The sequence below is a fragment of the Pseudomonas sp. genome, from assembly GCF_050739775.1.
In the GTDB taxonomy this organism is placed as follows: domain Bacteria; phylum Pseudomonadota; class Gammaproteobacteria; order Pseudomonadales; family Pseudomonadaceae; genus Aquipseudomonas.
On sequence record NZ_JBOICA010000005.1, the window covers coordinates 21,915 to 48,495 of the forward strand.

20 protein-coding genes and 1 pseudogene are annotated in these 26,581 nt (G+C 62.8%); 5 read left to right on the forward strand and 16 right to left on the reverse strand.

Translation table 11 applies throughout. The annotated features are described in order from the left end of the window. Positions 1-100: 100 nt before the first annotated feature. Positions 101-968 (reverse strand): annotated as a pseudogene (yghX, locus tag ACRESH_RS04230) (YghX family hydrolase). Positions 969-1,016: 48 nt separating this feature from the next. Further along, entirely contained in the window at positions 1,017-1,967 is a 951-nt protein-coding gene (locus ACRESH_RS04235; protein ID WP_431740774.1) for a LysR family transcriptional regulator, read from the reverse strand. Between the two features lie 127 nt (positions 1,968-2,094). On the opposite strand from ACRESH_RS04235, the gene ACRESH_RS04240 reads away from it, so the two are divergent. Beyond that, positions 2,095-2,835, forward strand: a complete 741-nt coding sequence (locus ACRESH_RS04240) for an SDR family NAD(P)-dependent oxidoreductase (RefSeq protein WP_431740775.1) — start codon at positions 2,095-2,097, stop codon at positions 2,833-2,835. A 20-nt stretch (positions 2,836-2,855) separates the two neighbouring features. Next, entirely contained in the window at positions 2,856-3,071 is a 216-nt protein-coding gene (locus tag ACRESH_RS04245) for a tautomerase family protein (protein WP_431740776.1), read from the forward strand. A gap of 129 nt (positions 3,072-3,200) precedes the next feature. Here the strand turns inward: ACRESH_RS04245 and ACRESH_RS04250 are convergent, their stop codons facing one another. The 9 genes from ACRESH_RS04250 to ACRESH_RS04290 form a co-directional block, all read right to left on the reverse strand. Continuing rightward, positions 3,201-4,676 carry a TolC family protein gene (locus ACRESH_RS04250; protein WP_431740777.1) on the reverse strand — a complete coding sequence of 492 codons (1,476 nt, stop codon included), beginning with the start codon at positions 4,674-4,676 and terminating at the stop codon, positions 3,201-3,203. A 50-nt stretch (positions 4,677-4,726) separates the two neighbouring features. Then, on the reverse strand, positions 4,727-12,838 hold the full coding sequence (locus ACRESH_RS04255; RefSeq protein WP_431740778.1) for a DUF4347 domain-containing protein: 8,112 nt from the start codon (positions 12,836-12,838) through the stop codon (positions 4,727-4,729). 96 nt (positions 12,839-12,934) lie between these two features. After that, positions 12,935-13,489 carry a phage tail protein gene (locus tag ACRESH_RS04260; protein WP_431740779.1) on the reverse strand — a complete coding sequence of 185 codons (555 nt, stop codon included), beginning with the start codon at positions 13,487-13,489 and terminating at the stop codon, positions 12,935-12,937. Between the two features lie 56 nt (positions 13,490-13,545). Further along, the gene (locus ACRESH_RS04265; protein WP_431740780.1) at positions 13,546-13,869 is read right to left on the reverse strand and encodes a DUF6916 family protein; all 324 of its coding nucleotides are present in this window, start codon (positions 13,867-13,869) and stop codon (positions 13,546-13,548) included. Next, the gene (locus ACRESH_RS04270) at positions 13,866-14,372 is read right to left on the reverse strand and encodes a GNAT family N-acetyltransferase (protein WP_431740781.1); all 507 of its coding nucleotides are present in this window, start codon (positions 14,370-14,372) and stop codon (positions 13,866-13,868) included. Before ACRESH_RS04270 ends, ACRESH_RS04265 begins: the two co-directional genes overlap by 4 nt. A gap of 119 nt (positions 14,373-14,491) precedes the next feature. Beyond that, positions 14,492-16,591: an HlyD family efflux transporter periplasmic adaptor subunit gene (locus tag ACRESH_RS04275; protein ID WP_431740782.1), complete on the reverse strand. Its 2,100-nt coding sequence runs from the start codon at positions 16,589-16,591 to the stop codon at positions 14,492-14,494. Then, the gene (locus tag ACRESH_RS04280) at positions 16,588-17,907 is read right to left on the reverse strand and encodes an efflux RND transporter periplasmic adaptor subunit (RefSeq protein ID WP_431740783.1); all 1,320 of its coding nucleotides are present in this window, start codon (positions 17,905-17,907) and stop codon (positions 16,588-16,590) included. Before ACRESH_RS04280 ends, ACRESH_RS04275 begins: the two co-directional genes overlap by 4 nt. Then, the gene (locus ACRESH_RS04285; protein WP_431740784.1) at positions 17,904-18,665 is read right to left on the reverse strand and encodes an efflux RND transporter periplasmic adaptor subunit; all 762 of its coding nucleotides are present in this window, start codon (positions 18,663-18,665) and stop codon (positions 17,904-17,906) included. Before ACRESH_RS04285 ends, ACRESH_RS04280 begins: the two co-directional genes overlap by 4 nt. Positions 18,666-18,891: 226 nt before the next feature. Continuing rightward, positions 18,892-19,875, reverse strand: coding sequence for a LysR family transcriptional regulator (locus ACRESH_RS04290; RefSeq protein WP_431740785.1), 984 nt, complete (start codon positions 19,873-19,875; stop codon positions 18,892-18,894). A 111-nt stretch (positions 19,876-19,986) separates the two neighbouring features. Here ACRESH_RS04290 and ACRESH_RS04295 point away from each other — a divergent pair, with 111 nt between their 5' ends. From ACRESH_RS04295 to ACRESH_RS04305, 3 genes are all read left to right on the forward strand, one after another. Further along, a complete protein-coding gene (locus ACRESH_RS04295) occupies positions 19,987-21,369 on the forward strand; it encodes an MFS transporter (protein WP_431740786.1) in 1,383 nt (460 codons plus the stop codon). Positions 21,370-21,571: 202 nt separating this feature from the next. Continuing rightward, entirely contained in the window at positions 21,572-21,859 is a 288-nt protein-coding gene (locus tag ACRESH_RS04300) for a hypothetical protein (protein ID WP_431740787.1), read from the forward strand. 183 nt (positions 21,860-22,042) lie between these two features. Then, positions 22,043-22,657: a Yip1 family protein gene (locus ACRESH_RS04305; RefSeq protein ID WP_431740788.1), complete on the forward strand. Its 615-nt coding sequence runs from the start codon at positions 22,043-22,045 to the stop codon at positions 22,655-22,657. Between the two features lie 18 nt (positions 22,658-22,675). Here the strand turns inward: ACRESH_RS04305 and ACRESH_RS04310 are convergent, their stop codons facing one another. From ACRESH_RS04310 to ACRESH_RS04330, 5 genes are all read right to left on the reverse strand, one after another. After that, positions 22,676-22,948 carry a DUF1652 domain-containing protein gene (locus ACRESH_RS04310; RefSeq protein WP_431740789.1) on the reverse strand — a complete coding sequence of 91 codons (273 nt, stop codon included), beginning with the start codon at positions 22,946-22,948 and terminating at the stop codon, positions 22,676-22,678. Between the two features lie 159 nt (positions 22,949-23,107). Then, entirely contained in the window at positions 23,108-24,025 is a 918-nt protein-coding gene (locus ACRESH_RS04315) for a DNA-3-methyladenine glycosylase family protein (RefSeq protein ID WP_431740790.1), read from the reverse strand. A gap of 118 nt (positions 24,026-24,143) precedes the next feature. Then, the gene (gene ycaC, locus ACRESH_RS04320) at positions 24,144-24,770 is read right to left on the reverse strand and encodes an isochorismate family cysteine hydrolase YcaC (protein ID WP_431740791.1); all 627 of its coding nucleotides are present in this window, start codon (positions 24,768-24,770) and stop codon (positions 24,144-24,146) included. 54 nt (positions 24,771-24,824) lie between these two features. Next, the gene (locus ACRESH_RS04325; protein ID WP_431740792.1) at positions 24,825-25,511 is read right to left on the reverse strand and encodes a hydrolase; all 687 of its coding nucleotides are present in this window, start codon (positions 25,509-25,511) and stop codon (positions 24,825-24,827) included. A gap of 86 nt (positions 25,512-25,597) precedes the next feature. Beyond that, a complete protein-coding gene (locus ACRESH_RS04330; protein WP_431740793.1) occupies positions 25,598-26,488 on the reverse strand; it encodes a pirin family protein in 891 nt (296 codons plus the stop codon). Between the last annotated feature and the right edge of the window lie 93 nt (positions 26,489-26,581).

Sequence of the window (26,581 nt, forward strand, 5' to 3'; positions counted from 1 at the left end):
CCTGTCTCCTGACGTGGCTTACTGTTTGAAGCGCACATGCCAGCAGATCGATGAGGGCTTGGCAAAAGATCGACTGTATCCGGATGTGTACCCGTCCGCGCTATGTCAGGTAACGTCGGAACCAGGCCAGGGTCCGCTCCCAGGCAAGGTTCGCCGCCGCTTCGTCGTACCGCGGGGTGGAGTCGTTGTGGAAGCCGTGATTGGCCCCGGGGTAGAAATAGGCCTCAAAGTTCTTGCCTGCCGCCTTCAACGCCTGCTCATAGGCTGGCCAACCCTCGTTGATGCGGGTGTCCAGCTCGCCGTAATGCAACAGCAAGGGCGCCTTGATCTTCGGTACATCCTTGGCATCGGTCTGACGCCCATAAAAAGGCACCGCAGCGCCCAATTCCGGATACGCCACCGCCGCCGTAGCAAAAGCCGGTGATACCGACCTTGCCGGTGCTGGCGTCGTTGCCCATCAACCACTCGATAGCGGCGAAGAAATCGTTCATGAGCTTTTCCGGGTCTACCGTGGCCTGCAGCTCGCGCCCCTTGTCGTCGTTGCCGGGGTAGCCGCCCACCGAGCTCAGGCCGTCGGGCGCCAGGGCAATGAATCCGGCCTTGGCCAGGCGCCGTGCGACGTCTTCGATGTAGGGATTCAAGCCGCGGTTCTCATGTACCACCACAACCCCAGGCACCTTGCCCTGGCGCTTGGCCGGGCGCACCAGGTAGCCGCGGACCTGGCCATGACCTTTGGGCGAAGGGTAATTGACATACTCGGCGAGAATATCCGGATCGGTAAACGCCACTTGCTCGGCCAGCGCGTAATTTGGACTCAAGCAGGCCAACAAGGCACTGGCCGTCATCCCGGCCAGGGTGAAGGCCGCCGCCCGGTCAAGGAACTCGCGACGGTTGATCCGGCCATGGGCGTAGTAGTCGTAGAGTTCGAGCAGTTCAGGGGCGAAGTCTTTGGCGGTGAGACGTTCCATAGGCGCATGCTCTTGAGAATGAGTCAGGGGCAAGGAGGGTCTGGTTCATTAAAGCAGGCTTGCCGGTCCATGGCTGGGGCCTGTGATGAGCATGTCGTCGGTATGCAGTAGAAAATCAATCATTGCCCTGACCCTCGACGGTACATACCGGGCATAGGGGTAGATGAGCATGAACGGCCGGGAAGTGCCGCCAAAGTCACCAAGCACCTCCACCAATTGCCCACTGTCGAGCTCCTGCTGCACGGTGAAGCGATAGGCTTGCATCAGCCCGGCACCGCTTTTCACCAGGGTGACCGTTGCCAGGAAGTCCTCCAGGCAGGTGTAGCTGCCTGAGGTCTGCACTTCTATCGGGTTGCCTTCGAGGCGAAAAGACCAGGTACTGGCGCGTCCGCTGCTAGGTAGCTCGAACTGGATGCACTCGTGGTCGCGCAGCTCCCGTGGTGATCCAGGCGTCCCTGCACGCCGCAAATAGTCAGGTGTTGCCACCACCACCAGCTCGGCATCCTCCAGGCGGCGGGCGATCAGGTTCGAGTCGGCAGGTTCGCGCCCGCGGATCGCCAGGTCATAGCCTTCTTCGGCAAAGTCGATGTTGCGGTTGCTGACATGTACGTCGAGACGCACCTGCGGATAGCGCTGGCGAAACAGCGGCAGTCGCGGCAACAAGCGGTAGTGGGCGTAAGGCGTGGGCATACTGATGCGCAGTAAACCGGACGGCACCACCTGCGAGCCGGTGGCCTCGCGCTCGGCATCGACCAGTTGCGTCAGCGCCTGGCGGCATTGCTCGTAGTAACGACGCCCACCTTCGGTAAGGCGCATCTGGCGGGTGGTGCGCACGAACAAACGCACGCCCAGCCGTTCTTCCAGACGCGCTACCGAGCGGCTCACCGCCGCCGGAGTGATCCCGGCCTGGGTTGCAGCGCCGGTGAAACTGCTGGTTTCAGCCGCCAGGCAGAACAGCTCGATACTGCCCAGTTGAAGATCATCGAAAATCCGGGTCATGACACGCCAATTGATTACATGGAGTATCTATTCAAGTTCCATACACACCATTTTTCAAGAGCTGATTGCCAATTAAAGTCTGCTGCACCTGTCGGATCCTTCGTCCGGCCCACTGGAGACGTTAATCATGCCTACCACCAAGACCATCATCGTAACCGGCGCTTCGAGCGGCCTGGGTTTTGCCATCGCCAAAGCCTACCTTGAACGCGGCGACAACGTAGTGGGCAATGCCCGGACCCTGGCACGCCTGCAGGAAGCTGCGGCCAAGCTGGGCAATCCGGCAAACTTCCTCCTGGTGGAAGGCGACATCGCCCAGCCAGAAACCGCCCACAAGCTGTTCGCCCAGGCCATTGAAGCCTTTGGCAAGGTCGACGTCCTGGTCAACAATGCCGGTATTTTTATCGCCAAGCCTGTGACCGACTACACGCCTGCCGACATCGAGGCCATCGTCGACACCAACCTCAAGGGTTTCGTCTATCCGGCCCAGGCCGCCGCGCAGCATATGGCACACAATGGCGCCGGGCATATCATCGCCATCACCGCCTCCATCGCCCTGCAACCGAACAGCAAGGTGCCAGCGCTGCTGCCGGTGCTGATCAAGGGTGGTTTGAACCAGGCGGTACGTGCCCTGGCGCTGGAACTGGCGCCTGCACAGGTACAGGTCAATGCCGTGGCCCCGGGGATCATCGACACCCCACTGCATGGCGATGACCCGCAGGTCCGCGCTGCGCTCAAGGCCCTGGCCCCGACCGGACAGACCGGTACACCCCAGGATGTGGTCGACGCCGTGCTTTACCTGAGCGACTCAGGTTTCGTCACCGGGACCGTCATTGCCGTGGATGGTGGTGCGGCCACCGGCGTCTGGTAATCAATTGGAGGAAAGCAGTCATGCCTTATGTTCATATCCAGGTGACCCAGGAAGGCGTCAGCGCCGAGCAAAAGCGCGAGCTGATCGAGGGGGCTACCGAGCTGTTGTTTCGAGTACTGAACAAACCACCGGCCTCGACCTTCGTGGTGATCGAGGAAGTGCCTACCGACAATTGGGGCGTGGGTGGCGAGACGGTGACGGCACTACGCAAGCGTGAGCGGCAGACATCGGGGTGACGAGGCAACCCGTTGCACCGCTCAAGCGTTAGCCGCCGGCGATTTCACTTCGCATCCCCCCTCACCTGAAAGCACCGCAGGAGCAGCCGGTTCCAGAGAACCGGCCTTGCGATGAGGCTCGCTCGGACTTCAGCGGTTCCAGCTTGATTCACTGTTTTGTAGCGCTAGCGCAATGGTCTCGAGTTTGTCGTCCGCCAGGGTATCTGGCAGCAGATCGGTCCCTGAGCTGACAAACAGCTGCGCGTAGGCGTTGCGCAACTCGGCATAGGACAGATCACGCTTGAGCTGGGTCTGCAGGTTGTTCAGCTCCCCCTGGATCAACTCCAGCTCACCGATGTTCTGCGTCTGGTAACGGTTGCGCAACTGCTCGGCGATCTGCCCGTCCAACGTCGCCAGCTCTTCGCTGGTACGGAACTGCCGGGTCGCCTCGTTGAAGTTGGCATTGGCCACGTACAACTGCGCCAGCACCGCCATGGACATCGCCTGGCGCCGCGCCGCCGCCACGTCCTCACCGGCCTTGGCGACCTTGATCGCCGTCGGTGCCGACAGCACGTTGAACAGGTTCCAGGTCACCTTGACGCCGTAGTCCGCCCAGCTCTGGTTGACCAGGAAGGAGTTGCTATCGTAATGCCCGCCTGCGGAGAATTCCAGGCCCGGCAGCAGGCGCAGCATCGCCTTGCGGGTTTCCGCTGCGCTGATCCGTGCCTGATAGTCCTGCTCGCGCAGTTCCGGCCGGCTGGCCAGGGCTTGCTGTTCAAGCTGGGTGAAATCGGCCTTGAACTGCGGCACCGCATAGCCCTCGTCCGGCGCCAGGCTGAAGTCGGTGTTCAAAGGCAGGTTGATCAGCGCCGCCAGTTCGGTCTTGGCCAGGGACAAGGCCCGACGCTGCTCTTCCAGCTGGCGGGTAGCCTCGATCAGCGCACGCTGGTAGCTGAGCACCTGCACCGGATCGCCCAGGCGCTGCGCGCTCATATGCTGGCTGTTGTCCCGCGCCTCGGCAATGCGCCCCATGAGGCTGTCGATCTGGGCCAGCAGGCGCTGCGCCGCCACCGCGCGCCAGTAGGCCGAACGCACATCCTGGGTGATGGTATGAATGACCTTGCGCCGACGTTCCTGAAGGATCAGGCGCTGGTCGGCCTGCTGTTTGGCGCTGACATAGCTGACACCAAAATCGAGGACGTTCCAGACCATGGTCAGATCGGCCACTTCACGGTCGCGGTCCTGGGAAGTCGATGGTTCCAGGGACTGGGTGCCGGTCTCGACGCTCTGGCTGCTGGAGGCGCTGACGTTGTTACGCCCGGCATAGCCCGCTTCCAGCGCCATGCGCGGCAGCATGTCGAAACTCGCCAGGTCGACCTGGCGCTTGGCCAGGGCTTCCTCCCTGACTTTCAGACGCGCTTCAAGGTTGTACTTCACCGCCCGGGCCATGGCCTGGTGCAGGGTCAGCGGAGCGCTGAGTGGTTCCTGATCCTTGAACATGCTGACAAGATCGCTGCGCGCGCGCTCTTCGCTGACACCCCGGTCGATGGGTTGGCTGGTCACCGCACAACCGCTGATGGCCAATGCCAGCAAGCTGGCAGCGAACAGTTTCTGGCTTTGCTTCATCCTTGGGCCGCCCCCTGGTACGGCTCGATCTAAAAGTGATTGCTGGCGTTTCAGGTCCGGTTGCCGATCTCTATCGGCTGCGCCAGGGCCATGGCCAATTCGCGTACTGGACGCTGTTCGGCGTCCTTGATGTCCTGTAGTTGCTGCCCAAGTGATGCGGCACCGAATGTCGCACGTATCCCCTGGGCCGGGTCTGTGCTATGCCATTGTTTGCCGTCGAAGACATCCAACGCCAACAGATCCTGTGGTTGTGCCCTGGAGAACAGGCTGGCAAAGGTGCTGCTGCCAAATACCGCGTTCTCTCCCCCGGCAAACCCGGAAGCGCCTTGCCCCTGCCCAAGGTTGCCGCGATCACTGCTGGTAAAGACCTGGGCAATGAAACTCGGTGCACTGACACCGTTTTCGATGAAGACTTCGCCCAGTGGTCGCAGACCGCCGCCCGGCGTGCGCACCTCGAACAACGAGCCAGGCAGCAACGGCGATATAGATGTGTCCACGGGTGTGGTCGGCGCCTGGGGCTGCGGGAGCTGCGGCGACAAGCTAGCGGCGGCGACAGGCGGACTGGTGCGATATTCCAGATCACCGACATCCTGCGAACGCAGGCTATAGGCCAGACTCTCCAGTGAACTCGCCAACGCGTTGCCGGCCATGTCCTGGACGCCACTGCCCTGGGCATTGAGCCTTACGCCCAACGCGCCCTGGCCACTGACATTGGTGACACTGATGCGGTAGGTCCGTGCATCGAGTTGTTCCACCGACAGCAGAGTACCGCTAGCGGTACCGCTGGCCAGGATGCTGAAATCGTTCAGGCCCACCCCCCTGACCGCTTCGTCGAACGTCAACGTGAAGCTCAGGTTTTTTTCCGACGTCGGCGAAGCACCGTCAAGGACGAAGGTGCTGCCCCGGGGTGCCTGGGCATCGATCAGCACGGATGCCGTGCTGACGACGTTGTTGAGCGTGGTAACAACATCGTTGCCGGTGGTGTCACGCAGCGTACCGCCATTGAGCGCGAGGGCACCACCCAGGGTGATGCCGTTGCTGTCCAGTTGCCCAGTGACAACGGTCAGGCGGAACACCAGCGCCGTCGTACCAGAGCCGGAAACATAGTCGGCATACACGATACCGCCAGTATCCAGGGCAACCTCCAGACGTGGCACACCATTGCCGGTATCCACCAGCACGGCTTCATCCAGGTGCACCGTGAAGTCCAGCACCTGCCCCGCCACATAGGTACCGTTGGCCGGTACATCCACTGCGGTCACCTGTGGAGCGACCCGGTCTATGGAGTAGGCGCTGCCGACCAGACCACCATCGATGGCGTTGCCGGCGGCATCGGCAATCCCGGTACCGCTGTTATTGAGGTCCAGACGCAGGCTGCCGATGCCGCTCAGCCCCGTGACCAGCACGGTGTAGGTGTGAGCGTCGACAGCGATGACACTGGCAATGCTGCCCGAGACCGTGCCGGTGAACAGCAGGCTGAAGTCCGACACATCCACACCGCTCACCTTCTCGTCGAAGGTCACGGTATAACGCACGCTGTCGCTCGTGGCCGGGTTGGCATCGACACGAACGATGCCGCTGGCCAGCGGCGCACGGGTATCGACCAGCACCGAGGCAGTGCCGGCCTGGCCGTTGAGCGCCAGGTTCAGGGCGTTGCCGGCGGCATCGCGCACGGCAACGCCATTGAGGTCCAGGGCGCCAGTGAGCGCAATGCCGTCGCCATCGTTGTCACCCGCCTGCACCGTGTACTGGAATACCAGCACGCCGCTACCGGAACCGGAAACGTAGGTGGCGTAGCGGCTCACCCCGCCGATATCCAGGACCAGTCGGGGCGTACCGGCACCGGTATCGACCAGCACCGTTTCACTGGCATTGAGCGTGAAGTTCATCACGTCACCGGCGTTGTAGAGACCGTTGGCCGGCACATCGACCGTCACTACGGTCGGGGCGATGGCATCCACCCGTACAGAAGCGGTACTGGCGACGTTGTTGAGCGTGGTAACAGCATCGTTGCCGACAGCATCGCGCAGCGCGCCACCGTTTGGATCGATGCTGCCGGCAATGCTGATGCCGTTGCTGTCCATCTGCCCGCTGGCGACGGTCAGGCGGAATACCAGGGCGCCGGTACCGGAACCCGACAGGTAGTTGGCATAGACCGTGCCGCCGGTATCCAGGGTGATCGCCAGGCGTGGCGTGCCGCCGCTGGTGTCGACCAGCATGTTCTCGCTGAAATTGACGGTGAAATCCAGGTTCTGCCCGGCAACATAGCTGCCATTGGCCGGCACGCCGACACTGGTGACCGTCGGCACTACGCCATCGATGACGATATTGTCCTGGCCGGCGATGGAGTTGACCCCACCCACGGTTGGCAGGGTCAGCACTGCATCGTCGCTGTGCACGCTCTTGATCGTCGCGCCGTTGAGTGTCAGCGCGCCGCTGGAGGTGTAATCCAGGTCGGCGCTCAGGTCGCCGGCCTGGACCACATAACTGAACGTCAGGGTATTGGTGCCAGACCCCGAAGCATAGGACGCCAGGCGATCGGTCAGACCGGTTTCCAGCAACAGGCTCGGCGCACCGCCGCTGGTATCAACGAAAACCGTTTGGTCGAAGGTGACGGTCACGCTGATGACGTCACCGATCTTGTAGCCGCCATTCGGGTTGCTGACCTGGACGTTGCTCACCAGTGGGCTGAGCGGGTTCACGGTCAGGTTGATGGTGTCCGTGTCGATCTGCGCGCCGCCGCTGCCGCCCAAGCCCTGGTCGTTGGTGATGATCTGCAATGACGCCAGGCCGTTGAAGCCCGGTGTCGGGGTAAAGCTCAGGCCATTGAGCGCCGCGTTGATGCTGGCCAGACTACCGCTGAAGACCATCGTCGCATCGGCCGATCCGTCACCGCTGGTGAAGATCAGGCCGGCAATCCCGGAGAGCGTAATCAGGCCGTTGCTGGCCGTCAGCGTTACCTGCAGCGCACTGCCGCCGGCATCCACGTCACTGATGCTGATCAGGTTGCCGTTGCCGGCATTGAACACCAGCACGGAGTCCTGGGCGAAGGACTGGGTACCGGGTACCGAGTTGAGCGGCGCATCGTTGATCGCCGTCACGGCCAAGGTCAGCGTGGTACTGCTCGCCTCGGAGCTACCGGTACCGGAGTTGCCGGGGTCGACGCCGGTGTTGCCACCGTCGTCAATGGACACCGTCAGGGTGACGTTGCCGACCGCGTTGGCGGCGGTCACGAAGTTCACCTGGCTGGCGGCGATGAAGGTATTGATATTGGCCAGGCTGCCCACCAGGGTCAGGCTGCCGGTACCGGATCCGCTCACCGTGACACCGCTGCCGCTGGTCGCGCTCAGGCTGCCACTGGGCACCGAAAGGACGACCGTGACCGCGCTGCCGCCAGCGTCCACGTCGGTAAAGCTGATGCCGGTCAGGGTGCCAGGCTGGTCCTCGTTCACGGCGATGCTGCCTGGCGCGGTAATACTCGGCGCGTCGTTGACCGCCGTGACCTGCAAGGTCGTGGTGGTCGAGGCATTGGCGCTGCTGGCGGTGTCGATACTCACCGTCAGGGTCACATTGACGGTGGCGTTGCTGGCGGTGGTGAAGCTCAGGTTACTGCCGGCAATGAAGGCGTTGATATTGGCGATAGTGCCGGTCAGCGTGCGTGCCGAGCCCGTACCGCCGACCACTACCCCGCCGCCACTGGTGGCCGACAAGGTGCCGGAACCGACCGTAAGGGTTACCGTGGCCATGCTTGAATCGACATCGCTGAAGCTGATGCCGGTGACAGCGGTAGCCGTGTCTTCGCTGACCGCAAGGGTCGCCGGTGCCGTGACCTGCGGCGTGTCATTGATCGCCGTGACGCTGACGGCCTTGGTCGCCACGGTACTGTCCAGGTTGCCGTCGTTGATCTGGAAGCTGACCGTACGGGTAGCGGTGCTTGGCGCGTCGGACAGGTTGGTGTAGGTCACCGAGCGCAGGGCCGCCTGCCATTGCGTCAGCGTGGCCGTGCCACCTGCCGAGGTCAGGGTCAGCTCGCCGGTGGCGGCGTTATAGCTGCCGCTGATATTGCCCATGGTCGCCGGGTTGTTGGTGAAGGCCAGACGGTCTTCAGCGGTCTGCAGGTTGCCGGTGATGCTCACCGTGGCGCTGGCCAGGGTGACGTTGTCGGAATCCGCCAGGGTCAGCCCGCTATCGATGACCACCGGGGTGGAGGCGACATTGTTGCCTTCGCTGAACGCCGTGGTGCCGCCACTGGTGGTGACCTCCGGGGCATCGTTGACTGCGGTGACCGTCACGCTGGCCGTGTCGCTGGCTGTCGAGAAGGCGCCGGTGCCGCCGGACAAGGCGGTGTCCACCTTGCTCCCCTGCTGCCCGGCCGTCAGGCCCGACTGGTCCCAGGCCTTGTAGGTCAGGGTGGCCGTGGTGCCATTGGCGCCGTCCGGGACGAAACGTACTTTGTCGGTAGCCCGCAACAGCAGCGCGCTGTTGGCCGCCACGCTACCGATGGCGTTCCAGGTGGTGCCGTCGAGGCTGTACTGCCAGGTGCCGTTGCCGCTGGTGAGCCCGCTGATGGCAATGCCCTGCAGCGCGCCGCTGTCCACATCGCCGATGCTGGCGCCGACCACACTGGCAACCGTCTGCCCGCTGTTGTTGATCGCACCGTCGGTCAACGGCGTGAGCGACGGCGCGGCCGGTGTCAGCACCGGTGCATCGTTGAGTGCGGTGACGCTCAGCGTGGCCTGGGCGATGTTGGTGGAGAACGTGAGGCTGCCACCGTTGCTGCTGGTGTCGGCGGTATTGCGGGTACCGTTGGTCGAAGCCGTGCCACTGGTCCGGTCCCAGGCACGGAACGACAGGCTGACGTTCTCGCCATTGCCCTGGTCGGGTACATAGCGCAGGTAGCTGCTGCTCGACAGCAGCAAGGAGGCATTGCCCGCGACCGCGCCGACACCGTTCCAGGTAGTGCCGTCAGTGGAGTATTGCCAAGTGCCGTTGCCGGTAATGGCGGTCAGGGCGATTCCGGACAACGCACCGGTATCCGCATCCGCGTGGGTCAGCCCGGCCAGGATGGTCGATACCAGCACGCCGGAGCGCGTCGTGTTCTCGTCGGTGCCCGGCAATACGTACGGCCCGCCAGACAGCGTCGGCGCATCGTTGACCGCCACCACTGTCACCGTGCTGGCGATCGACAGCACCTGGGTGTCGACACCGCCATTGCTGGTGCCGCCGGTGTCGCGGATGCTGGTCAAGGTCACCACCCGGCTGGTGGTGTCCGGGGCCTGGCTGCTGTTGCGGTAGCCCATGCCGTCGACCAGGTTCTGGGTAGCCGACGCGGTGATACCGCCCAACTTGCTCAGAGTAACGGTGGCGGTGGTGCCGGTAATGTCCACCAGGTAGGTCATGCCATTGCTGGCGGTGGTGCCGGTCGTGCCGTGGAACAGGGTAATGAAGGTACCGTCGACAAACAGCTGTTCGTCGCTGCCATTGCCCAGGTTGCTGACCGTGAAGATCAACTGGTCGATATTCTGCCCGGCCTCTAGCGTACCGACGGTGACGCCACTGAACAGGTCTACCGACGCACCGTTCTCGGTGAAGGTCAGGTTGACCGGCGTCGCCACCAGCGTCGGCGCGTCGTTGATCGCGGTGATGGCGACGCTGATGTCGGCATTGCTGCTGGTACCGCCGTCGCCATCGTTGACGGTGACGCGCACGGTACGGCTGGCGCTGGCAATGTCGCCGGTATTGCTGTTGCTGTAGGTCAGGTTGCGCAGCAGCGCTTCAACGATGGCAGGCGTCGCGAGGGCGTTGAGGCTGATGACCAGGTTGCTGCCCCCGCTACCGCCGGCAAAGGTGCCGATGGTCACGCCGGCATAGGTGATGTTGCCGCCCGATACGCCGATCTGGCCAGCGCCCGTGCCCTGGTTGCGCACGCTGAGCACATCCTCGCCTGCGACGCCGTTGGTGATGATCGAAACCGTGACATTGCCACCGTTGAAGTCGCTCGAATCGCTGTCCGTCACGCTGGCATTGCTACCCGCATCGATCAGCACGGGGCTGCCGCCTTCGACGTACGTGACCGAGTCACCACCCAGACCGCCAACGACCGGTGTAACATTGCTGACGGTCGTGAAGTTCAGCGTCGTGTTGTCGCCGATACCGGCGAAGCCCGTCCCGTTCACGTTGGCGAAGGTGTTGCTGTCGATGCGGATGGCATAGCCGGTGCCTGCGGCAAGGATGATCGACGGGTCGATCGTCCAGGTGGTTCCGGAACCGGTAATCTGCGCACTGCCCACCGCGATGGTCTCGACAACGGTGTTGTCCGAGGTGCGCACGATGTAAATGTTGCCACTGCCCTTGGTAACACTTTCGCTGAAGGTCAGCACGATGTTTGCAGTGGTGGAGACGCTTGTACTGTCGTCGCCGGGTGTCGTACTGACCAGGTCCGGCACCGACCGTTGCAGGTAGAGCTTGCCACCCGTACCGTTCTGACCGGCATAGAGGTCGACGGCGCCATCGCCGTCGAAATCAGCGGCGCGGTAGGACGTCCCGGTATGATCGAGCAGCGTCACCCCGGCAAATGGCGACTGGGCCTGATCGAACAAGGTGAAAGTGCCATCACCGTTGCTACGCGCATACTTGAAAGCGCTGCCGTTACCACCGGTCTGGTAGAGGATGTCAGCGTCGCCATCCCTGTCGAAGTCGCCGGTTACCATCCGCCCTGGTCCCAGCGCCTGCGGGAATGTCGTGGAGGGCTGGAGGCTGAAGGTTGCGCCGTCGTTACGATAGAAGTTGCCCGGGATACTGACCAGGTTGCCCAGCAGGTCGAGATCGCCGTCGCCGTCGAAGTCACCGACCTGATAGTTGGTCCCGGCGTGATCGACAAGCGACACGCCGGCAAAGGGCGACAGCGCCTGCGCAAGCAACGTGAACGTTCCATCAGCGTTGCTTCGGGCGTACTGCCACGCCGAGCCGTTGCCTCCCGTCTGATAGAGAATATCGGAATCGCCGTCGCCATCGAAGTCGCCGACCGTCATCCGGTTGGCCGCTGTCGGTGCAGGGAAGGCAGCGCTCGACTGGCTGGTAAAGACCCCGCTGTCATTACGCAGAAACGTGCCGGTGGTGCCGTTGACGCCCACCAGGACGTCCCGGTCGCCATCGCCATCGAAATCGCCGACATAGTAGTTGTCGCTGCTGTGGTTTGCCAGGCCCAACCCGGCAAACGGCGATTGTGCCTGGGTCTGCAAGGTGAACGTACCGTCGCCATTGCTGCGCGCGAACTTCCAGGGCGAACCAGGGGCACCGGTCTGATAGAGAATGTCGGCGTCACCATCATTGTCGAAATCGCCGGCTACCACCCGCGAACCCACCGTGATGGGATCCAGCGGCGTGGCGCCGGTGGTCCAGGAACTCGCCAATAAGCCATCGTAGCGACTCAGGCGATCGCCCAGGGATGCCGTTTCAAGGCTTCCCGTCGCCCGCTCGAGCACCCAGTCACCGCCCAGTACGGCGGCGCCGGTGTCGTCGACAGAAGCCCCCACGTCGGCACCGGTCAGGCTCGCCAGCTGGTCGACAAACGCCTGGTCGGTGGAGTCCTTGCCCACCTGGCAGCCATAGAGCATCAGGTCGCCATCCGCCTTCAGGGCCTCGCCGATGGACTGCAGTGCCTGGCTGTATTGGCCCAGGTTGGCGCTGTTGAGCCAGACATCACCCAGTTGCACAGACCCCGAAGCGCCGTGTGAGAGCACATGGATCGCATCCAGGTCGTCGCGCCCGCGCAGGTAGTCGGCCATCTGTTGCAGGCCATCCTTGCTCGGGTCCAGCACCACGACTTCGCTGCCCGCCGGCAAGCCGTCCAGCAATTGCTGGCGATTGCCGACCTGGCCATCGATGAACACCACCTCGCGGCGTCCACCGGCGGCGCTCGCCGTTGCGTCAGCGGTCGCCGGCGCGGCCGTCTGGGCCGATTCGCGCGCGGCAGCGTCGCTCGTGCTGTCTTTTGCCGCCTCGGCTCCGGTTTCTTGCGTCGCTTCCTGAGCGACTACACCAACCGAAGCATCGAACATGATCCGGGGTTCCAATGCGAACAACAGCGGTGCCTGGCCGCCATTGACCGAGGTGATCGGCAACGATGGGGCCTTGCGCTTGGACCGTTTGCTGAACTTCATGCTGCACCTCCCGCTGTGCTGGGTCTTGCCTGTTCGCAATGGACACTGGTGGCAGCGAAGACCCGTCCCGCGGGAGAGGCCTTCGCGCCGGGTTTATCAACTACGCGATGGGAATTCGCCTACCAGGGCGATGATCATGTTTATCCCCAACGATGGATTGAGCAGCGATACGGACGTTTGTTGTGTTGTGGGGGACAACCCAATGCTGCGAGCATCAAGCGGCGTGAGCGGGGCGCTCGTTGTAATGACACCTCCATAGAGGTTGATGGGGTTGACGTCTTTGTCCGTGCCACCGGCCAGAAACGCTGTCGGACTACCAACGTGAGCCTCAGCGTCGCTGGTCGCCACATTGAGCGGGTGGCTGTGCGCAGGTAGGTTACTGCTAATCAGCATCGTTGCCGCAGCACCTCTTTTCTGACCCAGCGTGGTCGATAGCATCGCTCCGTCACTATCGACACCCACCGGCGTACGACCGCGAAAGTCCGGCAACCCTACGGTATCTACACCGTTACCGCCGAAGGTAGTGCCCAAAATCGCGTACAACGCGGGGTTCTGCAGAAGTGGCAATGTCTGCCCGTTACACATGGCGTAGCCACGGGGAACGAAGTTGCCGACAAACATCTTGATTTCACCAACAAAGGGATCACTCATCGGGCACATCCTCGGGTTGCGTTGTTGTAAAAATGATTCGACCGAGGCCAGCCCCATCAAGCCTGGATTTTGCGGTGGATCACGGCCTCAAGCACATGACGCCCGTCCGCTTCCGACAGCACTGGGCTCATGAGCAGCAGCCAGCGTTGCCCGTCTGGCCCACCCAACGGGTAGACCCCTTGAGCGGGGTGGATACCCTGAGGGAGGGCAAACATCACACTGAAGCACTCATACTGCGCGGTCATCGCCTTCGTCACGGCCAGGTCGATACGCTCGACCGGCACAGACTCATCAGGCCCGTTCCAGATCAGGAACGCCTTCGGGTCGGCCTCAGCCAGTTCAGCCCAGGTGGGGATGGAATACGCTTGGTGTTCGCTCATAGCGCCTCGGCAATCGGGGTTGACTGCGCACCGGCAGCACGTCGCAAACGCAGGTATACACCTGAGTCGCCAATGTGCTCGAAGCCCAAACGGGCGTAGAGCCGTTGCGCCGGGTTGTAGGATTCGACAGACAGTTCACACGCCAGGCCGCGTGCGTCGGCGCGCCGCAGCAAGTCCTCGACCAGTGCGGTACCGAGCCCCTGGCCACAGAAGGCCGGCAGCAAGGCGATATCGACGATGTGCAGGGTGGCAGGCCCCCAGAACAGATAGAGACGTCCGATGGGCTGACCACCCTTTTCGATGACCCAGAATTCAGCGTCGGCGTAATGCGCCTGGTAGTACTGGTGCTGGGCATTGAACTGCATGGCCAGAAACGCGGCGATTTCATCGGCGGGCCAGCCGCTGTGGCTCATTTCATCGGCACGGGTGCTGCTATACAAATGCAGCAGGAACGGCAAGTCGGCTTGCTCAAGCGCGCGAAAACTCAAACCGGCTACGGTCATTTTCCAGCATCCCTGCTAACAGCATTATTATTAAGTTGAGGGGCAAAAATGCAGCACTAGGCCATCATTATGAGGTCATAGTGATATCAAATTAGCGCATTCGTAAGACATTTACACTATCAAAATCCACTTTCCCTTACAGCTAATGCGGCTATCCGTCGCCAGGCAGATCCTAAAAGCGACTCTCCAGCGCCGTCGAGCACCACCAGCCCTCGTTCCGGGTGCATTAACGCACCTCGCGCGCCGCTTTCGAGAACGAACCGCACACCGTACTGCGCCTGCAACGGCTGGGCTCGCTGATCCTGATCCCGGCGCACCGCAATCGGACCCTGGTATTCCGAGATCAAGGCCTCCTGATCGATGTATGCCACGCCGGTGGTGTCGATGTCGTCAAGGCGCACACCTCGCGAGCGCTGCAACGGATCGTCCGAGACAAAATGCCCACGACCACCCGCTGCCACCCGCCATAACTCGGCCTCGGGCAGGTAGCCGCGCAGGCGTATACCCTGTTCCACCACACTGGCCAGCGGCAACTGCGCCGCGACCCAACGCCCCGGCTGCAAATCGCGTGTCAGGTCACGGACCACACCTGCGTGAGGGGCACGCAGGTTCAATCGCTCGCGCCGTGCTACCAGCCCGCGGTACTCGGCAACAGCCTCGGCCAGCCGCTGCTCCAGGATGCCGCTATCACCGGCGGTCTCGCTGCGCCCGGCTTGGCGCCGCAGTTGCAGTTGGAGAATCTCGATCTCGCGGCGCATGATGCGCGATCGTGACTCCAGGTCCGGTGACTCCAGGGTGATCAGCAACTGGTCCTTCGCCACTGCCTGCCCATCCCGTACCAGCACCTGGCTGATCCGTGCGGCTGTCGGGGCATGCAAGGCCGTGACCTGAGACGACTCGAGCATCGCCGGCACCTCCACGTCACTGCGCCAGGGTACCAGCAACACGACCAGCAGCCCCACCAGGCCCAGTCCCAGCCACAACACCCGTCGCGGTTGGGCCTGCTCGCGTTGTTGCCACCAATGCGCCCATTCGCGCCAGATCGGCAAACCGATGAACCAGGCCAGCTCCACCAGCATCAGGAAGATGCCCAAAACCTTGAAGAACAGCTGATAAACCGCCAGGGCGATGCCGAAGAACAGCACTGCCCGCCACAACCAGGAGGCATAGCCCCACACCAGCAGGCGCCGACGCATCCCGGCCGACCAGGGTTCGGGGGCTGGCTCGCCGTAGCCGAACAGGGCTTCACGCAAATGCCAGCGACACAGGGAATAGGCACGGCCCTGGAGGTTGTCGACCGCCCACAGGTCGCTGAGCAGGAAATAGCCGTCGAAGCGCATCAACGGGTTGAGGTTGATCGCCAGGGTGGTGATCCAGGTGGCGCTGGCGAGCATGAACGCCGCCGTGCGCCCTGCTCCGTCCGGCAACAATGACCAGGCCAGCAGGGCGATACAGGCCAACAGCAGTTCGGCAAGCACGCCACCGGCACCGATCAGCAGTCGGCTGCGGCGGTCCTGCACGCGCCAGGCATCGCTGACGTCGGTGTAGAGCATCGGTAACAGCACCATGAACGCCAGGCCCATGCTCGGCACCCGGCACCCGGCGCGCTTGGCCATGTAGGCGTGGCCGAACTCGTGACACAGCTTGGCGAAACCCAGGGCGATGCCAAAGGCCACCGCCCCGCCCAGGCTGAGCAGGTGCGGAAAGGTCGCGAGAAAGCGCTCCCAGTCGCGCATCACCAGGAACACCCCCAGCATCAGCAGCAGCGGCAGGCCGTAACGCAACAGCCTGGGCCCGAAGCGCGCCAGCCACGGCCAGGTGCGATTGAGGAAGGCGTCCGGGCGCCATAGCGGGATGCGGAAAAACAGGTACTTGTGCAACAACTGGGCCCACAACCCCTGGCGCTGGCTGACCGCCTTGGCCGCGTAGCCGGCGCGTTGTTCATCGTCGTCGGGCGCAACCAGGTCGTGCCCACGCAGGAAGCGCAGCAACTCTTCCACGGCAGCCGCCGACAGCGGCACCCCGGGCTCGGCATTGGCGGCTGCCAACACCCGCAGGGGATCGCCCAGGGCCCAGTGCCGCAACAGGCGCATGGCCGGTGCGCCCAGCTTGAAATAGCGCCCGCGCAGCGGGTCGGCCAGGGTCCACTGTGGCGCCCCGTCCAGCCCCGGCGCACTGGTCGAGAGCTGCAGGTCCGGGCGCAGGGCTGGCAAGCTCACACGCCCACCGCCTGGCGCAGCGCCGCCAACGGCCGGCGCAACAGGTACAAGGCCAACGGGGCGCGCTGGCCGAAGAGTTTGGCCGTGCCGCGCAGGCCGATACGCGGGGGCGCGGCGCTGAAGCTTGCGTCCAGCCGATAGGCCAACTGCCCGGCCGGCGTGCTCTGGGCCTGATAGGCGGCCCGCTCCAGCTGCGCGCTATGGCGGTGCAACGGGTCGCTGTCGAGAAACAGGCCTACCTCGGCGCCCGGCTCCAGGCTGATGGCATCGGCCACGGGCAGCTCGATACGCAACTCGGCCTGGGCCGGGTCGGCGATTTCCAGCAGGCGCTCGCCGGTTTGCACCGGTTTGCCGGTCCAGCGCTGGGCGTCGGCGAATACCGCGATGCCCGCCCGCTCGGCACGCACCTCGGTGCGCGCCAGCAGGTCGTGGGCATAGTCGCGTTCGGCGCGCTTCTGCTCGACCCGGGCCGCCAGCAGGTCAAGCCGGGCACTAGACTCGGCATCGGAGAAAGCCCGCTGAGTATTGGCCTTGAGCTCGGCCTCGGCCACCCCGAGGGTACGCTCGGCCACGTCGGCCTGGGCCTTGAGGCTGGTGGCGTCGAACCGCAGCAACACCTGGCCGACGGTGACGCTCTGGTTGGGCTTGACCAGGAACTCGGCGATCACCCCGTCCAGCGGCGCCGCAACCACTTGCCCATTGCGTGGCACGACTTCAGCCGGCGCCAGCACCGACTGGCGCACCGGCACCAGCAGCAACAGTAGCACGGCGCCAGCCAGGGCCCAGCGGGTACGTGCCGGCCAGCGCAGACGCCACGGTTTGCCAGGCTGCAAGGCGCGCCAGGCATGGCTATAGCAATCGCCCAGCTGCGCCAGCAGCGCCTGTTCGGCCTCGCTCCAGGGCGTGTCGCGGGCCAGCCAGAGGCCGCCGAACACTTCGCCCTGACGATCCTTGAGCGGCAGCCAGAACGCCTCGGCGGCCGACAGTGCCTGCCAGTCCTCGCGGCTGGCGGCATCCAGCTCTTCGGGCGCCACCGTCCCGGCGCTGGCCAGGCGCTTGCTGGCCGCCAGGCGCCCGGCCGCACGCTCGATGAACGCCACGAACGGCGCATTCGGCTCAACCACACTGATGCCGGTAAGCGCCCGAACCTTGCCGGCGATCAGCAAGGCGGCATGACGGTAGCCGAACAGCGGCTGGCCATCGTTGACCATGCCGAAGGCCAGCGCCTCGACAGTGGCAGCGGCCCGAGCCTGACGCTCCAGCCCAAGGTAGTGGGCCAACAGTTGCTCGAGCACACCGGGGACGGGGGCGTTCATTGCTGTTCTGCGAAGTGCGCGGTACCGCTCATCCCGGCCAGCAGGCCTGGGCTGCTGACCGGCAGACTGCCGATCAGCAACAGGGTCTGGCTGCCTTCATCAATACGTGCGCCCAGGCGCTTGACCACCGCATCGAGGGGTTTGCCGGTTTCATCGGGGACGAAGCTGAACGTCTGCTCCGGCTTGAGCCGCCCCAACCAGCGCGAGGGCACCAGCAGGTGGATTTCCAGGGAACGGTTGTCGACGATCTCCAGCAACGGCGCACCGCTGGCGACACTTTCATGGGCCTGGACCTTGCGTGCTACCACCTGCCCGTCGAAAGGCGCCTTGACCTGGCAACGCTGGACCTGCACCTGGTACACCTGGGCTTCGGCCTGGGACTGGGCCTGGCGGGCCTCGGCCAGGGCCACTTCGAAACGCCCGACCGAATTGAGCGCGGCCAGTTGCTGCTTGTTACGCAACTCTTCACGGGCAGCACGCACCGAGGCATTGGCCGCATTCTGCTGGGCCTGATACGCACTACAGTCGAAACGCACCAATACGTCGCCCTTGGCGAACGACTGGCCTTCGGCATACGGCATCTCCACGACCCGGCCGGCCAACTCGCTGGCTAACACGGCCTGAGAGCGGGCCCGCAATACCCCACGTATTTCAGTGGCCGTCGAGGTTGCCCCGTCAAGCAGCGGATCGCTCTGCGCCGCAGCCTGGCACAGGCTACTCGCCATCAGCAACGCCACCCACAACACGCCCTGTTTCATCTCGCACATCCTTGTTGAGTAACTGGACTCAGGTTAACCCTGTATTGGTTATGGCACCGAGGTTCTGACTACCGTTGATCAGTTACGACTGATAGCTTCACCGGCCGCTGGATGACAGGCGAAACACCCCGCCTTGCAGGGTTCGAACCTCTAGAAAGTGGCCGGATGCTATCAATGTTTCCGGTGCCACGGAAGTGTTCCTCTCGTCGATGTGTGCGCCAATCGATCAGCAAGGATCGGCGTCGGCGCCTGGAGCTCGAATAGTCGCCGATCTGACGCTGGCCAAGCGGTTTGCAGGACGACCCGGCCCAGGCGTAGCCAGCCAGGCCTTGATGAAGTCGATCCAAGCGCGCACCTTGCGCGGCACGTGGCGGCTGGGCGGGTACAGCGCGTAGACACTCTGGCGGGGGAAACGGTACGCAGGCAAGCCATCAATCAACTGCCCACTGGCCAGGTCATCGGCCACCAGCCAGTCCGGCAACAAAGCAACACCGGCGCCCTGCACGGCGAAGGCACGCAGGATCGAGGCATTGTCGGCGACCAGCAAAGGCGTACCTTGCGGCTCGAACACCGCACTGCGGCCCTCGTTGCCGACCAGCTCCCAGCGATTGTGCTGTTCGAAGCGACTGTGAGCCAGTTGCGCCAGACCGGCAAGCTGCTGCGGGGCATTGATGATCGACTCGCCGTGTGCAGCCAGCAAACTCGGCGCCAATACTAGGCGCACATCATAGGTCGCCAGGCACACACCGCGATAGTTGGAGTCCTGGGCCTGGCCCAAGCGGATCGCGACATCAAAGCGCTCGCGCACCAGGTCGACCTGGGCAGTGTGGGTTCCCAGGCGCACGCACAGATCCGGGTGTTCCAGACAGAAAGCCTGTAGCGCCGGGGCCAGCACTTGCATGCCGTACTCTACCGTGGAGGTGATGCGCAGACTGCCCTGCAGGCTGCCATGTTCACCGCGGGCTTCGTCGATGGCGATGCGTGCTTGCTCGACCACGCGCAAGCAGCGTTGGTAGAAGCGCTCGCCAGCATCGGTGAGGGCTATACGGCGAGTGGTCCGGGTCAGCAGGGTCACGCCCAATTCGGCTTCCAGCTGCTTGATATTGAAGCTGACTGCCGCACGGGTTTGCTGCAAGCGCTCGGCCGCGCCGGTAAAGGAGCCGGCCTGGACCACGGCGCAGAAGAGTTCGAAACGGTCGAGACCAACCATGTAGCGGGCACTATTGTCAAAATATTTACGACAATCTGACCACTTCCAGGGTCTTATTCAAGCACAATCAAGCTTCTAGACTTGGCCTTCCTTCGCTCTGTCGATTTAGCCATGCCCTATCGCTCGAAAGTCACGCTGGTCTACCTGCTCGGTTTCACCCTCGATCTGCTCAACATCTTTGCGCTCAATGCCGCCTACCCAGTGTTGGGCCATGAACTGCAGGCTTCCGTCACACAACTGAGCTGGTCCAGCAACCTGTACGTGCTCGGCCTCACCGTGGTGATCCCTTTGGGTTCGTGGCTGGCCAGCCGCTGGGGTGAACGGACGACGCTGCTGTTGTCGCTAACCCTGTTTGGCCTCGGCTCGACCCTGGCCGGTGGCGCAGGCTCGATTGAAAGCCTGCTGGCTTGGCGGCTGTTGCAGGGGCTCGGGGGTGGCTTGTTGATTCCGGTCGGCCAGGCCATGGCTTATCGGCTGTACCCGCCCGAACAGCGCCATCACTTGACCTCGCTGGTGATGATGGTGGCGTTGCTGGTACCGGCCTTGTCACCTGCCCTGGGTGGGATGGTGGTCGATCATGGCGCATGGCGTTGGATCTTTTACGCCATGCTGCCGCTGACTTTGCTCTGCACCGGTCTGGTACTGGCCTGGCTACCTGCTCGTGAGGCACTGCCTGCTGCCCAGCCGCTGCTGGATTTGCGCCTGCTCGGCGAACCTTTGCTGCGCACAGCGATGCTGATTTACCTGTGTGTGCCCGGGGTGTTCATCGGCGCCAACCTGGTGGCAGCGTTGTACCTGCAACAACGGTTTGGAAAGAGTGCAACGGCGACCGGCGCGCTGATGCTGCCCTGGTCGATCGGAGCCCTGGGTGCCATCGCTTTTGTCCGCTGGTGTTTCACCCGCCTGGGTCCACGGCTGTTGCTCAGCATCGGCATCCTCATCCAGTGCACCGCCCCGCTGTGGCTGGCACTGCCCTGGATAGCCACTGCGCCATCGGCGCTGGCGCTCATCTTCGCCCTGCTCGGCCTTGGCAGCAGCCTGTGCAGCAGCAGTGCGCAAAGCCTGGCGTTTCTGGCCATAACACCGATGCAGATGGGCCACGCCAGCGCCTTATGGAACCTCAATCGACAGCTGAGTTTCTGTCTGGGTGTTGCGCTGCTTGGTGCCGTACTGAACCGGTTGCTGCCTGCGCCCGAAGCATTCCAGCAGACCTTTGTCCTGGCCGCGCTGCTCACCCTGCCCGGTCAGGTCCTTGATTACCCTGGCCTGTGCAGGCTCTTCCAGCAGGCCTACGGCAAGCGTCCAGGGTTGCAGATCAGGATTGATGAATTGCAGGAAATCTCGGCTGGTCCATGCCTGACCGTAGTCAGCTATCGCGAGTGGCAAGCGGATGCCATGGGCAATCAATCGCTACGCCGCTCGACTGCAGTGTTCGAGCACGACCACGGCACCCTGCGCTGGCTGCACCTGCATGAGACGCCGGTAGCCAGCTGATCAGGCTTTTTTGCGCGGTTTGCTGGCGGTCGTGGGCATTCCACGGGCAATTGAACAGCTGGCCCTGGAAAAACCGAGTCGACCGAGGTAAAGGCGTTTGCCGAGCAGATGATCAAGGATCACACTAAACCAATCAGCAGTTGCTCGACCTGGCCAAGCAACTGCAGAACGCACACCGCAAGAACTGAAGGAGGTGTCTGGCATGAGAAAGGTAAGTCCGGCGTGTCCGACCTGCCTGCAGCTCGATTTTGTCCAGGACACGTTGTTCGGCCCTGTCGCCCATAGCGCTGAATGTCAGGTGCAACTGGCGCCGTTGAATCTCAATGGCCTGCCCGGCCTGCAGATGCAGGTCCGGGCGCCAGTGCCGGACAAGCTCGAGCGCGCACATAGCGTGGCGTTTGTCTGGGACGGTCGTACTTATCGCGGGATCGTTCACTACCACCGGCGTTGTGATGATGGCGGGTTGCAGTTGCAGCTTGAACTGCAATAACCATTGCTCTTGTGGGAGCGGTGGTGCAACGAGCCGGCTTGCCCCGCGATACGATGAGCCTGGCAGAGCGTAATTGCGGGGGCAAGCCCGCTTATACAGTTGAAAAAATGAAACTCCGACGCTGCACAGGCCTTCATAGAACAGGGAGAGGTGTTTTCAACCCTGCTCACCCCGGAGGTCATTATGAGTTCCCATCTGGTCCAACTCTTTACCCACCCCGATGATGCCTGGATGGAAATCCGCCAGGAAGAAGAACAGCACCCCCGGCACTACCTGCAACACCTAGTGTTGATGGCCTTGATCCCCGCCCTATGCCTGTTCATCGGTACCACCAGTGTCGGCTGGAGCCTGGCTGACACCCAGCGGGTACGTCTGAGCGTGGCCAGTGCCGCCGAACTGGGCGTGTTGCTCTATGCCACCAGCGTGCTGGGAGTGATGCTCATGGGTGGGTTCATTCGCTGGATATCGCGCACTTTCGATGCCCGGCCAAACCTCAACCAGTGCATCGGTTTTGCCGCTTACACCGCCACGCCGTACGTTGTCGCCGGTGTCGCCGGGCTGTATCCGGGCCGTTGGCTGGCCTTGATCGTGCTGCTGACAGCCTCGGCCTATACGACTTTTCTGCTGTATGTCGGCCTGCCGACTTTCCTGCGCCTGCGCAAGGAGGACGGTCTGTTGTATTCGACCAGTGTCTGGGCGATTGGGCTGCTGGTGCTGGTGACCACCCTGGTATCGATGATTCTGTTCTGGTTCAACGTGCTTAACCCTGAATACCTGCGCCCGGCCAGCCTCGGCTGAACCGGGAACAGGAACAGTTCAGGCAACCGCCTGGGGCTTGAACAAAATGTGGTTGCGCCCCAGGCGTTGCTCTTCGCGCACCTGGGCAACCATTGCAGCCAATTCGTGACAGCTGGTCAGGCTGTGCACTCGAATACCGGTGACCGTCAGACAATCGCTCAAGCTGTCGCCGTGCCCCAACTGGATAGTCAGGTGTTCACCGTCGGTGCAGGACACCACACTACGATCAGGCAAAAATGCCTGCTCTATGAGCTGGCGCAATTCAAGGTTGGAAACGCCAATCAGTGACATATTGCGATCCTCGTATCGGAGGGCCCGACTATTCAGTTACTACTAAGCGGGCCTTCGCTGCCAATTGAAAATACTGATGCGCCGTCGTTTCCTCCATGCAGCGCAACAATCAGCGTGGGCAGTATCCAAGATGAGTCATTTGCCCGCGACCAAGTTGATTCAGCTCAATGAAGCCCATAAGTGCTGGGCAGCGTAAGCGCGCCATGGGCTCCAGGCCCGGGCTCGATCCGCCAGTTGCACTTGGGGGCCTTCCAACAAGCGCAATGCCTTGACCAAGGCTACGTCCCCCAATGGCAACGCATCAGCGGCGCCCAACTGACGCAACGCCAGGTACTGGGCACTCCAGGGGCCGATGCCGCGCAATTGGCACAGGCGCGCCACCCCGCTGTCCAGGTCGACACCAGGGCGCAACAAATGTGGTTCATCCAGCAGTGCCCGGGCCATGATCGACAGCGTCGCAGCACGCGAACGGGGCATGCCCAGGTCGCTCAGGTCCTCTTCGACCAAGGCTGCAGGCGTCGGGAACACATGGGTCAGCCCCGTCCCCTCAGCGACTTGCGACGATAGCAACTGACCGTATCGAAGCACCATGCGTCCAGCCAGGGTCATCGCCCCGGCAACGCTGATCTGCTGGCCAAGCACGGTACGCATGGCCTGCTCGAACCCATCCCAACCCTGAGGCACACGCAACCCCGGCCGAACAGCTATCAGCCTGGCCATCAGGGGGTCACGACCCAGTTGCGCCTCGATCTGGCCGGGTCGCGCATTCAGGTCGAAAACCCGTCGAACCCTGGCGATCAAGCCGGGGATCGCAGCCCCGTGCACACCGGTAACCGTCAACATCAGCCGATGTCCACGCATCGCCCGCACCTGAACGACGCCGTGACGACCACCCAGAACGACACTGCGCGAATACACACCCGCCTGCACCGTTTCGATGCCGGCAATGCAACGGGCAGTCAGAAACTCCAGCAGTGAAGGCCAGTGCAAAGGTGGCTGATAGTTCAGCCAGAAGGTCAACGGACAGTTGCGGCGCACACTGCGCCGGTAACCGTGCATGGCAGGAACATGATTCATTGCAGAATAATCGCCTGATTACCTGATGCAATACCAGCGACACTACAGCGATCCGGGCCAAGAAATAGAAACGACGGCCGGGCAACGTGAGCGCCCGGCCGCCGATCAGTGAACGACGTTACTTGCCGTTGGTGAGGGTGTTGTAGCTGGTGATCAGGTTGCGGTAGTCCGGGATGTGGTTGGAGAACAGGGTTCCCAGGCCCTCGATGTCGTTGCGCCAGTCGCGGTGCAACTCGCAGGCCAGGCCGAACCAGGTCATCAGTTGGGCGCCGGCTTGCGACATGCGGTTCCAGGCCGAGTCGCGGGTCAGCTCATTGAAGGTGCCCGAAGCGTCAGTGACCACGAACACCTCAAAACCGTCTTCCAGCGCCGACAGTGCCGGGAAAGCCACGCACACTTCAGTCACCACGCCGGCGATGATCAGCTGCTTTTTACCCGTGGCTTTTACCGCTTTGACGAAGTCTTCGTTGTCCCAGGCATTGATCTGGCCAGGACGGGCGATATACGGCGCTTCCGGGAACTGCGCTTTGAGCTCGGGTACCAGCGGGCCATTAGGACCGGTCTCGAAGCTGGTGGTGAGGATGGTGGGCAGCTTGAAATACTTGGCCAGGTCACCTACAGCCAGCACGTTGTTCTTGAACTTGTCCGGTTCGATGTCACGCACCAGCGACAGCAGACCGGTCTGGTGATCCACCAGCAGGACAGCAGCGTTGTTCTTGTCCAGACGAACGTAGGGCTTGCTCATGCTCTAACTCCTTGCGTTGGTAGGCCGGTACCCTGTGGCACCGGACATGAGGGATCAGCGTGCCGAATCCAGTTGTTCGTGTTCATCCACTACCTGTTGCGCCTTGAGGTAGCTTTCGATCAGCAGTTGGTAGTGCGGGAATACTGCACTATAGGCCTCAGCCCACTGTTGTGCGTCCGGACGGTTCCAGGTGCGCTGAACTTCCGAGCACACCGCAGCGGTGTCCATCGGTACCACACCGGCCTGCATGATGCGCGACAGGGTGATTTCCTGAGCCATCTTCGAATAGGTGCCGCTGGCATCGATCACCGCAAACACCTGGTAACCGGCATTGACCGCGCTGATGCTCGGGAAGGCCATGCACACGCTGGTGATGGTGCCGGCGATGATCAGCTGCTTCTTGCCAGTAGCCTCGACCGCCTTGACGAACTCCGGATTGTCCCAGGCGTTGATTTCACCTTTGCGGGCAACATACTTGGCATGCGGCGCGGCTTCATGGATTTCCGGAATCAACGGGCCGTTGGGGCCTTGCGGCACGGATGCCGTGGTAATCACCGGGATCTTGGCCAGGCTGGCGACCTTGGCCAGGGTAATGGCATTGGCCCGCAACTCGGTCATGGGCATGTCCTTGACCGTCTGGAACAGACCACTCTGGTGGTCGATCAGCAGCATCGCGGCGTTATCAGGATCGATACGCGGGACCTGGCCATTGAAATTGGCAACGTTGGCAAATGTACTCATGACACATTCTCCTTGAGGTCTGACTGCAAGTTGTGCTCGCAGCCGAGTCGAAGGCCACCCGTCGGGCGACCTTCGGGTTATTGATACTAGTTGTCGTGACGAGAACCGCCCGCCCCATTTATCTGGCCGAAACGACCGGCACGGAAGTCGTCGAAAGCCTCGGCAATTTCCGCCTCGCTGTTCATCACGAACGGGCCGTAACCGACGATGGGCTCGTCCAGCGGCTCGCCACTGAGCAGCAGTACCGACACATCGGTCTGTGCTTCGAGCAACAGCTCGTCACCGGCACGGTCGAACAGCACCAACTGCGCCGGGCCGACCGCACGCTCGCCGTTGACCAGTAGCTTGCCGCGCAGTACCACCAGCGCGGTGCTGCGCCCTGCTGCGCTGGGCAGGCGTACCGGTGCGCCTGGCTTGAGCTGCAGGTCCCAGACATCCATCGGCGTGAAGGTCTGCGCCGGGCCCTTGTGGCCGCGATACTCACCAGCAATCACGCGCAGACTGCCGCTGCCGGCACCCAGGGGCACGACCGGAATATCGCTGCTGAGCAGCGTCTGGTAACCGGCGGCTGCCGATTTGTCCTTGGCCGGCAGGTTGACCCACAGCTGGACCATCTCCAGGGTGCCGCCCTTGGCGGCGAACGCCGGGGCGTGGAACTCTTCATGGAGGATGCCGTTCGCAGCGGTCATCCACTGCACATCGCCAGGGCCGATCAAACCACCGGCACCGGTGGAGTCCCGGTGCTCCAGTTCGCCCTGGTAGACGATGGTCACGGTTTCAAAACCACGATGTGGATGCTGGCCAACACCACGACGTGCCGTGGTCGGGGTGAAATCGTGGGGGCCGGCATAGTCCAGCAACAGAAACGGGCTGATGTGCTGGGCCAGGTTGTCGTAAGTGAACAGGCTGCGAACGGGGAAGCCATCGCCGACCCAATGCGGGTTGGGGCTGCTGTAGACGCCTTGGATCTTTTTCATGAGATGTCTCCTCTCGTGGATGGCTATAACCATACGAGCGCAACGACATCGGCGGTAGATCCGTTAAACTGCCTTCAGCGTTCCATATGGAGA